At 38.1% G+C, this 14,599-nt stretch carries 15 protein-coding genes; 3 read left to right on the plus strand and 12 right to left on the minus strand.

What is annotated here, in order from left to right; genetic code table 11:
• Positions 1-516: 516 nt before the first annotated feature.
• The 4 genes from hemL to H3Z85_02040 all read right to left on the minus strand — a co-directional run bounded on the left by hemL (position 517) and on the right by H3Z85_02040 (position 4,483).
• A complete protein-coding gene (hemL, locus tag H3Z85_02025; protein ID QPQ52304.1) occupies positions 517-1,806 on the minus strand; it encodes a glutamate-1-semialdehyde 2,1-aminomutase in 1,290 nt (429 codons plus the stop codon).
• Between the two features lie 70 nt (positions 1,807-1,876).
• A complete protein-coding gene (locus H3Z85_02030; GenBank protein QPQ52305.1) occupies positions 1,877-2,935 on the minus strand; it encodes a glucosaminidase domain-containing protein in 1,059 nt (352 codons plus the stop codon).
• A 15-nt stretch (positions 2,936-2,950) separates the two neighbouring features.
• Positions 2,951-3,859, minus strand: coding sequence for a pyridoxal-phosphate dependent enzyme (locus tag H3Z85_02035; protein ID QPQ52306.1), 909 nt, complete (start codon positions 3,857-3,859; stop codon positions 2,951-2,953).
• Positions 3,860-4,156: 297 nt separating this feature from the next.
• Positions 4,157-4,483, minus strand: a complete 327-nt coding sequence (locus H3Z85_02040) for a hypothetical protein (GenBank protein QPQ52307.1) — start codon at positions 4,481-4,483, stop codon at positions 4,157-4,159.
• 38 nt (positions 4,484-4,521) lie between these two features.
• Here H3Z85_02040 and H3Z85_02045 point away from each other — a divergent pair, with 38 nt between their 5' ends.
• The 3 genes from H3Z85_02045 (at position 4,522) to H3Z85_02055 (ending at position 7,218) form a co-directional block, all read left to right on the plus strand.
• Positions 4,522-4,704, plus strand: a complete 183-nt coding sequence (locus H3Z85_02045) for a hypothetical protein (GenBank protein QPQ52308.1) — start codon at positions 4,522-4,524, stop codon at positions 4,702-4,704.
• Between the two features lies 1 nt (position 4,705).
• Positions 4,706-5,233, plus strand: coding sequence for a DUF4136 domain-containing protein (locus tag H3Z85_02050; GenBank protein QPQ52309.1), 528 nt, complete (start codon positions 4,706-4,708; stop codon positions 5,231-5,233).
• 191 nt (positions 5,234-5,424) lie between these two features.
• Entirely contained in the window at positions 5,425-7,218 is a 1,794-nt protein-coding gene (locus tag H3Z85_02055; protein ID QPQ52310.1) for an endonuclease, read from the plus strand.
• Positions 7,219-7,335: 117 nt separating this feature from the next.
• Here H3Z85_02055 and H3Z85_02060 read toward each other — a convergent pair whose 3' ends face one another.
• The 8 genes from H3Z85_02060 to H3Z85_02095 form a co-directional block, all read right to left on the minus strand.
• Positions 7,336-7,710, minus strand: a complete 375-nt coding sequence (locus H3Z85_02060) for a hypothetical protein (GenBank protein ID QPQ52311.1) — start codon at positions 7,708-7,710, stop codon at positions 7,336-7,338.
• Positions 7,697-8,257, minus strand: a complete 561-nt coding sequence (locus H3Z85_02065) for a LemA family protein (GenBank protein ID QPQ52312.1) — start codon at positions 8,255-8,257, stop codon at positions 7,697-7,699. Before H3Z85_02065 ends, H3Z85_02060 begins: the two co-directional genes overlap by 14 nt.
• The gene (locus H3Z85_02070; protein ID QPQ52313.1) at positions 8,254-9,030 is read right to left on the minus strand and encodes a hypothetical protein; all 777 of its coding nucleotides are present in this window, start codon (positions 9,028-9,030) and stop codon (positions 8,254-8,256) included. Before H3Z85_02070 ends, H3Z85_02065 begins: the two co-directional genes overlap by 4 nt.
• Positions 9,031-9,109: 79 nt before the next feature.
• Positions 9,110-9,880, minus strand: a complete 771-nt coding sequence (locus H3Z85_02075) for a hypothetical protein (protein ID QPQ52314.1) — start codon at positions 9,878-9,880, stop codon at positions 9,110-9,112.
• A gap of 44 nt (positions 9,881-9,924) precedes the next feature.
• Positions 9,925-10,641, minus strand: coding sequence for a hypothetical protein (locus tag H3Z85_02080; protein ID QPQ52315.1), 717 nt, complete (start codon positions 10,639-10,641; stop codon positions 9,925-9,927).
• A gap of 4 nt (positions 10,642-10,645) precedes the next feature.
• Positions 10,646-11,251 carry a hypothetical protein gene (locus tag H3Z85_02085; protein QPQ52316.1) on the minus strand — a complete coding sequence of 202 codons (606 nt, stop codon included), beginning with the start codon at positions 11,249-11,251 and terminating at the stop codon, positions 10,646-10,648.
• 1 nt (position 11,252) lies between these two features.
• A complete protein-coding gene (locus H3Z85_02090) occupies positions 11,253-14,048 on the minus strand; it encodes an OmpA family protein (GenBank protein QPQ52317.1) in 2,796 nt (931 codons plus the stop codon).
• A 7-nt stretch (positions 14,049-14,055) separates the two neighbouring features.
• On the minus strand, positions 14,056-14,544 hold the full coding sequence (locus tag H3Z85_02095; protein QPQ52318.1) for a DUF4280 domain-containing protein: 489 nt from the start codon (positions 14,542-14,544) through the stop codon (positions 14,056-14,058).
• Between the last annotated feature and the right edge of the window lie 55 nt (positions 14,545-14,599).

Genomic DNA, 14,599 nt, shown 5'->3' on the forward strand with positions numbered 1-14,599 from the left:
ATTTGATAAAACATTTTTTATATTTCAGATAGGTAGCTTTAATATTTTTTATACAAACAAAATACAACTATATTTTTTTATTAAAATTTATCTTTGCAAGAAAAAATATATGAAAAAAATTATTGGTTTTATTTTGATGGGTGCAGCTTCTGTATTATTTGCACAAACCGGCATTAATACTGAAAATCCTAAAGCAACTCTTGATGTCAGTGCTAAAAAGAAGTTTTAACGATTGCTGGTTTATTACCTCCGAGATTAACCCGGGCAGAACTTACGGAGAAAGGCAATACATTATATGGAAAAGAGCAGGATGGAGCTATCATATACATTACTGACGCTTCCGGAGGAGATGCCTTGAGCCAAAGAGAACATATCCAAAGTAAAGGCCTTTATATATTTGATGCTGATGAAGCCAATAAGGAAGGACGCTGGATGTGTCTTCTGTGCTATGGTTTCGCGTAATTTAAGGCATTACCCTAAAAACAAGAGACCGGCTTTTCAACCGGTCTCTTGTTTTTATTTATTTGAATATTCAAATTTCCTCACTGCTTCCAGTGTCATATCAATTTCCTTCTCTTTGATCGCATCACTGATGAAATATGTTTCATAACCACTTGGCGGAAGATATATTCCGTTCGTCAGCATCTGGTGGAAGAAATTATTGAATAATGAATGATTGGCTTCCTGTGCTTCATCAAAGTTAGATACTCTGTTGGTATGGAAGAATACAGACATCATAGAGCCTTTTCTGTTGATCTTATGGGCAATCCCTTTTTCATTTAAAATCTTCCCGATTTCAAAATCCAGCGTTTCTGTTGTCTTGGCTAATCTGTTGAAAAATTCAGGATCATTTTTGATCAACTGAAGGGTTTTCAATCCTGCTCTCATCGCTAAAGGATTTCCACTTAATGTTCCTGCCTGATATACTCCTCCTTTGGGAGCCAGATGGTCCATGATTTCATTTCTTCCCGCAAAAGCTCCTACCGGCAGTCCTCCACCGATAACTTTTCCGTACGTTACAAGATCAGCTTTTACGTTGAAAAGTTCCTGTGCACCTCCGAAAGCGAGTCTAAAGCCTGTCATTACCTCATCGAAAATCAATAAAGCACCATTTTCATCACAGATTCTTCTCAGGTTCTGAAGGAAATTATTTTCCGGTAAAACACATCCCATATTTCCTGCCACCGGCTCAATAATAACTGCGGCAATCTCTCCTGCATTATGACGGAACAAATCTTCTACCTGTTCAAAATCGTTGTAACGAGCCAGTAAAGTATCCTTAGCCGTACCTGCTGTCACTCCCGGAGAATTGGGATTACCAAAAGTTGCAGCTCCACTTCCCGCTTTAATCAGGAATGAATCTGAATGTCCGTGATAGCACCCTTCAAATTTCACAATTTTATCTCTTCCTGTATATCCTCTTGCCAGTCTGATCGCGCTCATACAGGCTTCTGTTCCTGAAGAAACCATTCTGATCTGATCGATATTCGGAACGTTTTCGATGATGAATTTTGCAATCTCGGTTTCAAGTTCTGTAGGAGCACCGAAAGAAAATCCTTTTTCGGCCTGTAGCTTCAAATCTTCCAACACTTCAGGATGGGTATGACCTAAAATCGCAGGTCCCCATGAATTGATATAATCGATATAGGTGTTGTCATCTGCATCAGTAAGGTAAGCACCTTTTGCTGATTTCATGAAAACGGGAACTCCTCCCACAGATTTGAATGCTCTCACCGGTGAGTTAACGCCTCCCGGAATGTATTTGTAGGCTTCATCAAATAAAGCCGAACTTCTTTGATATTTCATATATACTTAGTTGCTGGTTGACAGTTCTTGATTGGCATATAACTGTCAACAATAAACTCTCAACAAAAAATTAATTTCTTGGTTTTTTATCAATCAGATAAATCAGCTGCCCTGCAGATGGCTGTTGTCCTTCATCCATTCTGTTTTTAGCATATAATTTATGTAATTTGATTCCGAATTTCTGAGCGATATCATGCATATCCTCGCCTGATTCGGCTTTGTAGGTAGCGGTATTTCCTGATGAATTTTTAGACTCCAGGAAAACAATATCATTTTTCTTGAGCGCGTCATTTTCCAGTTCATTCCATTTTTTCAGTCTGCCTTCGCTGACTTTAAATTTGTTGGCAATAAACTGTACATTGGTATCTTCAGGAATTACGATATATTTTAGCCCGTCGTTCGGGTGACTTTTGATAAGAATTGAGTTGAGAATCTCCGCCTTGGTTTTGATTCTCTCTACTCTCTTTTGTTGCTGTGCGTAAGAAGTCTGTTTATAAGGTACTTCTACGGTAACCGGTTCTTTAGCTTTTTTAGCATATTTTGAAGGTTCAAGCTGTGCCATAAAAGATCTGTCGTCTTTCAGGTCCGGATACATTTTAAGAACAGCATACAATACTTCTGTAGAATTGGTATTGTCGTATTCGTATAATTTATACTTTTCAATCTTGGTGATAAGGATAGATGCATAACGGGGATTGGTTGCATAGCCTGCTTTTTTCAATCCATATGCCCAGGCTCTGTAATCCTTCATATCCAGCTTGAAAAGGTTTGCATAATACTTTCTTGTGGATAGAAATACAGAATGATCTTCGTACGACTGTCTTGGATCTTCATACACACGGAAGCATTCGTTCGGTGCATCATCTGTATGTTTCATTGTTTTACCGGTCCAGTCTTCTTTACATTTTATACCGAAGTGGTTTTTACCTTCCAACGCCAGACGGCTTTGTCCGCCGCCGGTTTCCAAAAGTCCCTGTGCTAATGTGATAGAAGCCGGAATTTTATATTTTTCCATTTCTTCTACGGCATATTTAGCAAACTTCTGAATGTACTGATCTTCGGTTGCCCAGTTTTGGGCAGAAAATTTTGATAAAACTAAAAGGCTTATGGATAGGAAAAGTCTTTTCATGTTTTTCAATTTTACTTATATAATTAAATTTCTATTCTGTTTTTCTAAAAGCAGATTAGCTCCCTCAATCCCCTGCAAGCCACCAGTATGAAAGCATAAAATCCTGCTGTTTTCAGGAAAATAACTGTCTTCAATCATCTCAAAAATCTTCTGCATCATTTTTCCTGTATACATCGGTTCTAAAGGAATATCATATTTCTCTTTGAAATCATTGATAAAACGGACATTTTCATCATTTATTTTACCATAACCTCCAAAACCTGAATCTATTAGATTAAAGTTCCGTTTCAAAGTTAATTCAAATATTTTATTTTCCAGTGAAGCATCATCAACGACCTTACAGCCTATAACTTTCTGATTGTCTTCACAAAATTTTGAAATTCCGGCAATAGTTCCTCCAGTTCCTACTGCGGTGCAAAGATAGTCAAAATCTTTTGTTTGCTCATTGAGCATCATCTTCACCCCTTGTACAGCTTCTTCATTGGTACCACCTTCAGGAACGATCAGTGCGTCAGGAAACTCCTGTTGAAGGAATTCTGTGAGTTTTTCTTTGTGGCGGTATTCTTCGCGGGTGACAAATTTCATATTCATCCCATTTCTTTTCGCAAAAAGCAAAGTAGGATTGTCACGCCATTTATGTTGCAGCTCTTCTCCCCTTATGATTCCTAATGTTGGAATCCCTGCTGAATTTCCAACCGCAGAAACCGCTGAAATATGATTGGAAAATGCTCCACCAAAAGTAATAATATAAGGATTCTGAGGTTTTTTTTCCAGATAATGATTCACATTATAAAACAATTTCCAGTACTTATTTCCTGAAATCTGTGGATGAATCAGGTCTTCCCTTTTGATAAAGAGTTTTATATTTTTTTCAACAGGTATTTCCTGGATCGGAATTGTTTCTGTAGGGAGTTTTAATAGCATTTTTTGCTGCTCATGTTAATTATTGCAAAATTAGCAAAAGATTTATTGGTTGGAAATATTGTGATAAGAGTATTTTCTTCTCATAAATGATGCCGATTTCCACAGACGATGATGCTGATAGAATAGTGCTATAGAATTGTGAAATTTGTGAAAAATATTGTGTTATAGGTGTATTCAGTTTAGACTTTGGCTGAAGCCAGATGGAATGTTTTTTTAATTTTAACTGGGATAAAGCCCATTTCTATTGGGGTAGCCAAGCCTATTTTCTGTTGACTTCAGATATTCATCCGCATTATTTCAGATATATTTACGGAAGCTCCAGAATTTTCTGCTTTTCAGATAATGCAAGTCGTGTTCTTTTGCATAGGCTTCTCTTTCAAAGGATATTCTTTTGTAGGCCAGATATCCGTCTTTGAGCTTAAAAAGCCAGTAATAATATTCAATGACATAGAAAATGTAGAAGAAAATAATGAGCATTTCCAATTGTTGCCGTAAATGGATTTTCTCGTGATTGATCAATACATTATTTTCCTTATCTTCGGGTTTCCTAATAAAGATAAAGGGAAAGAGAGCAATGCCGTTAATTTTTAATCTTTTTAATGGCTTTTGGCATACAATTATCATAGTAACAAATATAAAAAGTTTTTGACTAGGTTTAACTTATGGCTCATTATGACATCAAAGAAGGTGAAGACTTTTACTATAATGAACAGGGATACAAGGTTTTTACAGAAAAATTCCATCTGAAAAGAGGATACTGCTGTAAAAGCGGTTGCAGGCACTGTCCTTACGGGTACGACAAAAAGACGGATACATTCATTAAAAATGATAAAAAAAATAAATAAAATGAAAAAATATATTTTTATTTTGTTGGCAGCAGCTACATTAGGATTAACTTCATGCAGCCCTTTTCAGGTACGTTCAGATTATGCTGAAACTGCCAATTTCAATTCTTATAAAACATATAAAATAAGAATCGATGATTTAAAATTGAATGATATTGATAAAGACAGAGTTTTGAATGAGCTATCAAGACAATTGCAAAGCAAAGGACTTCAGTCCGGAGAAAACCCTGATCTTATTGTCAACGTAAAAGCGAATCATAAGAAAATTACAGATATCAATACCACTTCTCCTTACGGAATGTGGGGATGGGGTGGCCCATTCGGATGGGGAGTCGGGATGAACAGAACATGGACCAGCAATTATAATGAAGGGGCTTTAATCGTTGATCTCATCGACTCAAAAACCAATAAACTGGTTTGGCAGGGTATCGGAAGCGGAATTTCTGTAGATTCACCAAAATCAAAACAGAGACAGATTCCTGAAATCATGGCTGAGATTATGAAAAATTATCCGCCACAAAGAAAATAGGATTTTAATCTATTATTATAAGAATGCCGGTGCAATATTGCACCGGCATTTTTTATATCATGGCTGATAGGTAAAGGAATCATTTTCATTAATATTTTTACCTGTTGTTTATGTTATGTATTTTAAAATTAATGATAATGTCATTTTTTATTCATAAAAATGTAGTATTCTTGTTTTGAAATTATATTAATATGAAAAAAATTATCTTATTCTCTGTCTTTGCGGGACTTGCGCATGCTCAGGCGCCTGCAGGATACTACAATGCAGCTAACGGATTGAATGGTGCAGCATTAAAAACGGCTTTAAGTTCTATTATTTCGAATGGACATCAGGACAAAGGATATAACGGATTATGGACTGCATATAAAACTACGGATATTGACAAGGACTATGAAAATGACGGAAGTATTCTGGATATCTATTCCGAAAAACCGACAGGTGCAGATCCGTACAACTACACGCCAGGATCAAATCAGTGCGGAACTTATTCTACGGAAGGCAATTGCTATAACCGGGAACACGTGATTCCTCAAAGTTTATTTAATCAGGCATCTCCTATGGTTGCAGATATTCACTTTATCAGAGCAACTGACGGAAAAGTAAACGGAATGAGAAGCAATTATCCGTACGGAAAGGTAGGAAGTGCCTCATTTACTTCTAAAAACGGATCTAAGCTTGGAAGCTCTTCCTCTTCGGGATATTCGGGGACTGTATTTGAGCCGATTGATGAGTTTAAAGGAGATGTAGCCCGTATGATTTTTTATTTTGTAACCCGTTACGAGAGCAAACTATCTTCTTTTGCTTCGGGAAATATGTTGGGAAGCTCAGCATATCCGGGATTACAAACATGGGAGCTGAATACCCTTCTGGCATGGCATAATCAGGATCCTGTTTCTCAGGCGGAAATTAAAAGAAATAATGCTTCTTATACCTATCAGGGAAATAGAAATCCGTTTATTGACAATCCTTCTTATGTCAATCAGATTTGGGGTTCTCAGCAGCCAACAGGTGATACCCAAGCGCCGACGGCAGCTACCGGCTTAATTGTAAACGGAAAAACATCCAACAGTATTTCCCTTACCTGGAATGCTTCGACAGATAATATAGGGGTCACTTCATATGCCATTTATATGGACGGAAATTTGAAAACTACTTCAAATACCACCTCTGCCACAGTTTCAGGACTGAATCCTTCCACTACTTATAATTTTTATGTGGTTGCTAAAGATGCGGCCGGAAATTCTTCTGCAAACAGTTCAACTGTTTCCGGAACAACCAATGCAGGAGCAACTAATCCTTCTACAAGTTGTGCCAGTGAGAGCTTTGAATCAATACCGACAGGCAGCACTTCTTCCTACTCCACCAGAACATGGACAAATAACGGAATTTCGTGGACAGCTACTGATGCAAGAACAGATCAGACGATCAATGCCAAAGCAATTACTGTAAGAAACGGATCTTTAACTTCCGGAAGCTCAGCAAATGGTATTGGTTCTCTAACAGTAACCACACAGCTCAAGTTTTCAGGAACCAATGGAAGTTTTGACGTGAAAGTAAACGGAACTACAGTAGGAACCATTCCTTACGGTACTTCAGCAACGACTACAACCATCAACAATATCAATGTCTCCGGAAATGTAACGGTAAGTCTGGTTAATACTTCAACAAGCAACAGGGTGGCAATTGATGATCTTACATGGACCTGTTATTCAGGAGGAACTGCCAGGCTAGCTCAAGCTACTGTCCCGGAAACACAGGCTTCGGACTTTAAAATCTCTCCCAATCCTGTTACAAACCAGGAAATAACGGTAAAAGGAGATATTCAGAAGGTGAAAAAAGCGGAAATCTATAATTTGCAGGGAAAAGTAATGCAAACGATTGATCAGCCTTTTAAGAACGGAAATTCAATAAGAACCCAAAATCTTGGTCAGGGCGTTTATATCTTAAAACTGGATGGAGCTACCTTGCAGTTCTTAGTTAAATAATTCAAGACCATTCATCAGATAAAAAAAGCTGGTCCCTGCTTCGGGGGCCAGCTTTTTTATGTAAAGATTCAGCATTTTCAACTTTACACTTTCAACATTTCATTTTCAATTTTCAATTTATTTCTTCTCTTTTTCTTTAATAATTTTAGACCAATCAGAAAACATTTTGGTAATGGTATTGGCATTGATCAAACTGAAAAAGAACATTCCGGTAAAAATAGTCAGCCAGCAATACATCAGCTTGATGATATTCTTATCAGTAACCAGGAAGAGAACAAATATGGTAACAACTCCCAGGATAAAGGTGAAAAGCAGGGTATACAATAGTACATGAACGATATACATATTGAATTTAAGTTTACGGAATACCCATCCTGCCACGGTAACCGGAATAAGCAAGACTAAAGGCAGAAAAAATGCTCCAAAGATGATCATCTCCGGAGAGTCCTGAAATTCGCCCGCAAGCCTGGTGAAGATATTAAAACCGGACACCGTCATAGTGTTTTTCTTCGGTTGCTATTTCCAGTAAAGTCCTGTCATTATACCCCATCATCCCAGCTAACAATACATTGGGAAACTCATGGATGCCTATATTATAAAGATTGACGCTGTCGTTGAAGAATTCTCTTCTGTCGGCAATTTTATTTTCAAGCTCAGAAACCCTTGTCTGGAGTTCCAGGAAATTATTATTGGATTTCAGCTCCGGATAGTTTTCTGAAACGGCAAAGAATGAAGTTAAAGCCTTTGAGGTTTCATTGGCTATTTCTGTTTTTTTATCAGCATCTGTAGTCGTGCTATAGGATGTTCTAAGCTCTGTAAGACGGGTAAGAAGATTTTCTTCATAATTCATGAAATGTTTGGCAACATTCACCAGATTTGGGATTTCATCTGCTCTTTGTTTTACAATGACATCAATGTTGCCGTAGGCTTTCTCAACATTGAATTTCAGCATTACCAATTTATTGTACAGGCTGATCAAAAAGCTGATAATGGCGACTCCCAGCAGGATAAGTATGATGATTGCAACGGTTTGATTCATGATTGTATGAGTATATAGGTTATGATTAAAAGGATAACGGAACATGTGAACAGAAACGATCTGAGCAGGGGCTGGTATTTGTTCCAGACATCAATGCCTGATGCTGAGGTTATTCCCAATATTTTATGATGGTCATCTCTTCTGATAAACGGCACTCCGTTTCTGCTATCCGCGTAGCCTACCAAAAGCATTTTCTGCCCGTCCTTTAAAAGGGTTTCCGTATATCTTTTGCTATTATTGCTGCTGATGTTGGTTTCGCTCAGAAGGACCAGCTCAATTCCTTCGGGTTCTACATCGATCATTCCTGTGCTGTCCTTTATCCTGAAAGGGTTGCATTTCGTTTCCCGGTGAATGGTCGTATACCTTTCGTCACCGTGTGAATCCCTGTCAATATCTTCAATCGTGTAATAATATCCGATACAGGTTTCATTGTTTACGGGTGAAGACAAAGGAGTATTCATCACCAGACTGCCCTCCACCTCTACCAATCCTTTGGCTAATGATTGAATTTTTGAAGTAGGAAGAGAGGACTGCAATTTCAAAAACCGTTTGGCAGATGTAGGTTTCAGGATAAGCAATGCAACGATGACAAAAAAGAATAAGGGAAGAAAAATAAATATCCGCTCTGCATAGCTGTCATAATGGGTATAAAAGTCTGAAAGATAATTATGAAACGGCATCTTTTCTTTAAAGATCAACCACAGGATAAAATAGAGAAAGCAGAATACTGCGATTCCGATAACAAGTAATGATATTTTTTTGTTGTTTCTCATGTGTTTATCCGGTAAGTCACCTTGTCTTTGTTTGCAACGCAACAGACTCTGCGCTTAAAAATACGTTTTATTTTAAAATTTATATAATTTCAAATTCTTGTTTTCCTTCCGGAATATAAAATGAAATATCCAGCATCAGCTCTTCTTTGGTTTTCGGATCTACCAGATATAGGGCTGAGTCTCCGTTTAATCTTTTTAAAACGGCTGCTTTATTTTCCGCGTAGAATATCATGACAGCATCCTGTGGTAAAGGTTGTACCTCCATTCCGGCATTGAATTCCTGCAGCAGTTCTTTAAATCTTCCTTCTGATTCACCGGCTGAAAGATACATGGACTTTGCCATATTTTCTTCTCTGGCAGAAATCATCTTCTTATACTCATCATATCTTCCGGTCTGAATCTGTCTGATCAATTTATTGTAGGCCGCTTCCAGCTTTTCTCTGACATCTTTAAGGTCTTTAAGGTTCCTGCCATGCTGCCATGCCTTTAACTGGTAAGGAACTTCCGCTTTAAAAGTGCTATTGTGTCTGAGAACCGGTAATTTCTGATCTTCAACCGGTTTTGACTGATAATCACCAAACTGACTGTCAAAGACAAAGTTGTTGGCTACATCAAACAGTTTTATATTCAATTTCAATTCGGCTTCTTTATCAAGCTCTGTTTTTCCTGCTATGGGAAGAATAGAGGCCGTCAGTGTCTGTTCTCCACTCTCAAGAATGGCATAATTGACAGGAATTATGGTGGAAACCTGGTGGGTGATATTCATATGAATCACAGGATAGTCATTCACTCGGATCTCCAGCATACATGCGGATGCACTAAAATCAATGACATAATAAGGCTGCTGCATAGCGGTTTTATAAGGTGTATCTTAAGTTAAGAGATTGTTTGGGGTTAGCTTAAAGAAATTTTATCCAGGTCCGGATATCCGGATCCATTAAGAAGATCTTTCCATTCTTTATTTTTGAAAACAAACAGGTTGCATCGGTATTCTTCAGGCTTGTTGTCAATCCGGGTTTCACAGTAGTAGTAAATAACGTCTTTATTTTTCCAGATGGCTACTTCCTGTCTGAACTTATTAGGTGTCGGGATGACTTCATTGTCTTTCACTTCTGAGTCAAAACTTTCATGTACAGTATTAAATTCTGGTTTCTGTAATGTCTGGTTTAAGTTTTCAAAAAGAGCCTTTTTTTCATTTTCTGTATAAATATCCAGTTGATACATACCCAGCTCATCATCTTTTTCATTGGCAAGCGGTCCTATTTCGTGGTCAACTTTTCCAAAATGCAAAAGAACTTTATTGGTATTTTTATTATTTTTCCCGTCTAAACTTATTCCGTTAAAGTGTAGAATTTTTTCTGTTGAAAACGCCAGTCTTTCATTCCCTATTAAGGTAACCTCATCCGTATAAACGGTATCTTTTGTCGTTATTCCTCCGGATTTCAGAATATCGTTGATATTTTGTCCTATGGAAATAGATGCCAGATTAAAAGGCCCGGTCTGGGTATTATTTTTAACCTCGGTCTGAGGTGCTCCGTTTTTTCCCTGCTGACCACATGATGAGAGTCCTAAGCACATGGCTGATATGAGCACATATTTCAAATTTTTCATAGTATTATTTTTCATGAGTGGTTATAAAACTTTGTAAAACAGTTTCTCTGTCTTCCATATTCCCGTAATGTATTCCCGATTTCACAAAATACAGGCTGGTCTCGAAACCTATTGCTTCTTTCTGATCCGTGGTAACTTTACTTTTCACCTGTTCCAATAAAATATCAAAACCGTCTTTGGTCTTTTTCCAGTAATATCCGGAATATGGCCATGCGTCTGTCGCTGTTGAAATCACTTCCGGCTCACCGTATTTTTTCTTCAAGGCTGCCACCAATGATTCACTTTCTTTAAAATTTTTAGTTACAATAAAGTAACCCTGAAGCAGATTATCTTTCTGATTGTTGACCAGAAATCCGATCTCGCTTTTGAGAAACTTTTTTTCTTTGGGATAATCCACTACAAATTGGATGCCTCCATACTGATATTGGTCTACTTTATAGGTATTATAATAAGGATATCCCGTCGTTTGTTCAAGATCAGTTTGTCTCGTAGCATTTTTAAGGACAGCCTCATGATTCGCTCCGGGCTTCAGATCTGACAACTCCGTTTTTGATTGGGAGCTACAGCAATTAAACAATAGCAAAGTACTTATCAGTAGTATATTTTTCATATTATCCTTGTTGAATGAATGGTATTTGTGCAGATATTCCTGTAAATTTTTCCAGTTTTTGAATCACATCAAACTCAGGAAGTATCTGGTAGGTTTTATCAAAATCAACGAGTTCCATTTTTCGGTCTGTTTCTAAAAAACCTTTTTTAATGTACAATCCGACGCTGGCTTTTACCACTACGGTTGCAACGAGTCCGTCAAATTTCACTTCCGGCCTGTAATATAAGGTTTTTTGTGTACTGCTTTTCTGATCATACGTTAAACTCTGTCCGAAAGTAGCAGATGCTTTGCCGGTAGCTTTCAGTTTTCCTTCCGCATAGGCTTCCGCAATAATGACTACGAATTTAGCTTTTACTTCAATACCTGCGTCCAGTTCAATTACAATTTTGGTCGTCAGCTTTCCGTTTCCTCCGCCTGCATCTGAATTGGTATTAAAGTTCAGTTTGGTTTCTCCTGAAATGGTTCCTTTTACTTTTAAATCCATATACATGTTTAAAGTAACGGGATGGTCGTCATCAGCCAGCCATGCTCTTACCTCGTTCAAGACCTGTTTGGCTGCTACATTAGCCGTTCCTCCACTTACCACGCCTACTCCGGCCTGTATCAGCATATCGAGAAGGTCTACCGTAATGTCAATACCGATCAATGGCTCTGCTTTAAAATACATTTCCATGGCCGTTCCGATTGTTGGCAACGGTTTTCGGTTTTTCTGGCCTCTTTCCAGCTGCCATTCTCCCCCGAAACAGAAATTAGGAGGTTTCATTTCTATGGCTAAGGGAAGTTTACTGGTAAAGCTGTTCTTTCTGATTTTTCCTTTGGTCTGATCTGTCACTCCTTTTGAAAACTCTTTTAAAGAACTGAAGACTTTATAGAACCACTTGATTTTATCTTCAAACTTGAAAGTGGCATCAAAATGACCATTGTACTTATCATTGGCTACTTTGTCCCAATTGGCTTCCATAGTCACTCCAAAATCTACCGCCGTATTTTTACCTCTTTTTTCATTTCCGATTTTTCCAGCTTTGCTTTGCATTTCCTGATGTTTTTTCGGAGGGAGATTCTGCCATTTAACACTCAAGTCATTGCTCAAGTTTAAAAAGAAATGAAAATCCCATTTGATATCGGGAAACACATTCATTAAAACGGTCGTCTTTGATGTGTTGCTGTAAAACCTGCAACTATGGGCATGGAGATGAATTTTGTTTGGGGTTGTCCACTCCGGCCAGATATACTGCAGTGGAAGTGCATTGAATCTGGATAAATCGGAATACACCAGATAGTCAAAGGATGGAGAAGTAAATTTTCTTTCTTTATCACCTGCATCGATTACCTGACCTATATCCAGCAACCGAACTTCTTTGGCGTGGAGTGCTTTATTCCTGAAACAAGCTTTGGTATCAAGATCCGTCACTTCAATCGTAACATTTCTTTTGGTCGAAGAAGTGGGCCCAATGGTATGATAGATAATGGTATTGGCATCGTGGGGGAAATAATCAAAATAGATATCTACCCTACGGTTGTTTTTATATTCCTTTTCGTCTTTATGCTTGATATTATCGCCTCCTTTTTTATCATCGGTAGGGTTTACTTCACCTTTTCCCAACGATTTGATTCGTTTGGCATCCACACCTCCGTCTGTGAAGAACTTCTTGACAATGTCGGATCTTTTCTGGGATAGGGTTTTGTTGTATTCCATTTTACCGATCACACAGGCGTAACCGTCTACCGTAATCGTAGAATGCTGATGTTCCAGCAAAAAGCGAAGGATATTATTGAGTTTTGTTTCCCCGTCTCCTTCTATAATTGCAGAATTGAATTCGTAAAAAATGGTAGCATGGATGGTTTCTTTAGCTGCTGTATTTTTCACTCCTTTCCCGTTATCAAACACGGTAATGGGTGTTTTTACTTCTCCTTTTTTATCAAAACCAATGTCGGTGATATTGATCATTTCAAACTTACAGGGTTCGTAACGTTCAACATTTTTATCGGGCATGTAAACCTTGGTAGGCACTACATTTTGAGGTTGCTTGGGAGCCTGGGCCACCAGCTGATTTTTAATCCTTAAAAACCGGGCGTGAATGTCATCATTATTATCATCCACAATGTATTTTCCTTTGGAATCTTTTACTTTTACATAGAGTTCTTCGACATCTTTGATATCTTTGATCATCCCTTTCCATTGGGAAGTATTCTGGATTTTAACATTAATTTCACCGTCATTGACTTCTACATCCGTTAACGTTCTCAACAGGAGATCGTCTTTTGCTCCTCCTCCATATCGTATTCTCCTGTAAATTTCTATGGTAAGATCCTTCCTTCCATTAAGGCCTTCTGTACCCAGATACAGATAGATGATATGCCCGTAACTGAAATAATATTCTTTTCGTACGTCTTTTCCGCCTTCGGTTGTACTCCATTTGGAATCTACAATTCTCGGCGGACAGAATCCGAAAATATATTTTCCTACTTTGTTGACGGTATCGGGTTTTCCTCCTAAGCTGGCTTCAACATAATAAGAAAGAATTCCGCATTCTTTTTTGGTAAATTTATATTCAAATACATAGCCTGCCGGTCTTCTCAGCTGCTCGATGATTGTTTTCCTTGAAGATTTCTGCCTGATCCATACCACTTCTTTTTTCTTGTCTGCATCGGGAGTTCCGGGATACCATTCTGAAACGCTGAAACGGATGGGTTTTCCGGGTTCTACTCCAATCATATCTCCGCTGCTGACTACCACTTTTGCATTGTCAGCTCTTGGAGCAATATCTATTTTTTTATTCCTTTGTTTGCCATACAATCATTGTTTAAAAATCGTGTGATGGATCTTCATCATTTTTCTCATCTTTACGCATTTCCTCAGCATCCACCAAAGGATTGATCTGCTGCTGTACTTCAGGATCGGCATTTTTAAAGTTTTGCTGACTGGCTTCTGCTCTTTGTCCGTGGTCAATGATTTCGATGCAAGGGCTTCCGGCAACCGCACAAACTGCTTTGCTGTCTTCTACAATGATAAAGCCTCCGTTACTTAGCTGGACTTTATCATAAAAGTTCTGCCATTCGGTAACCATGATTTTACAAGGTGGCGGTGGGCCACCATGCTTTGTACAGTTACCAAATGTATTTTTTTCAAATGTAGCGCCTCCAATTTCTTTCGTGGTCACGATGAGTTTTTTGGAAGCATCTTTATCATTTGCATATTCTTTCTGGTGAGTAAGTACTTTGAGCTTATCGGGTGCCTGCCCAAACTGGCACTTGCACGTTGCTCCCTGTACTACAATATGTTTTTCTGCCATGGTTTATCTTCTCCTTTTTGACTGAAATGCAGGCTGCAAAAAGTAGAAGCCCATG

The organism is Chryseobacterium indologenes, assembly GCA_016025055.1.
Lineage (GTDB): Bacteria > Bacteroidota > Bacteroidia > Flavobacteriales > Weeksellaceae > Chryseobacterium > Chryseobacterium indologenes.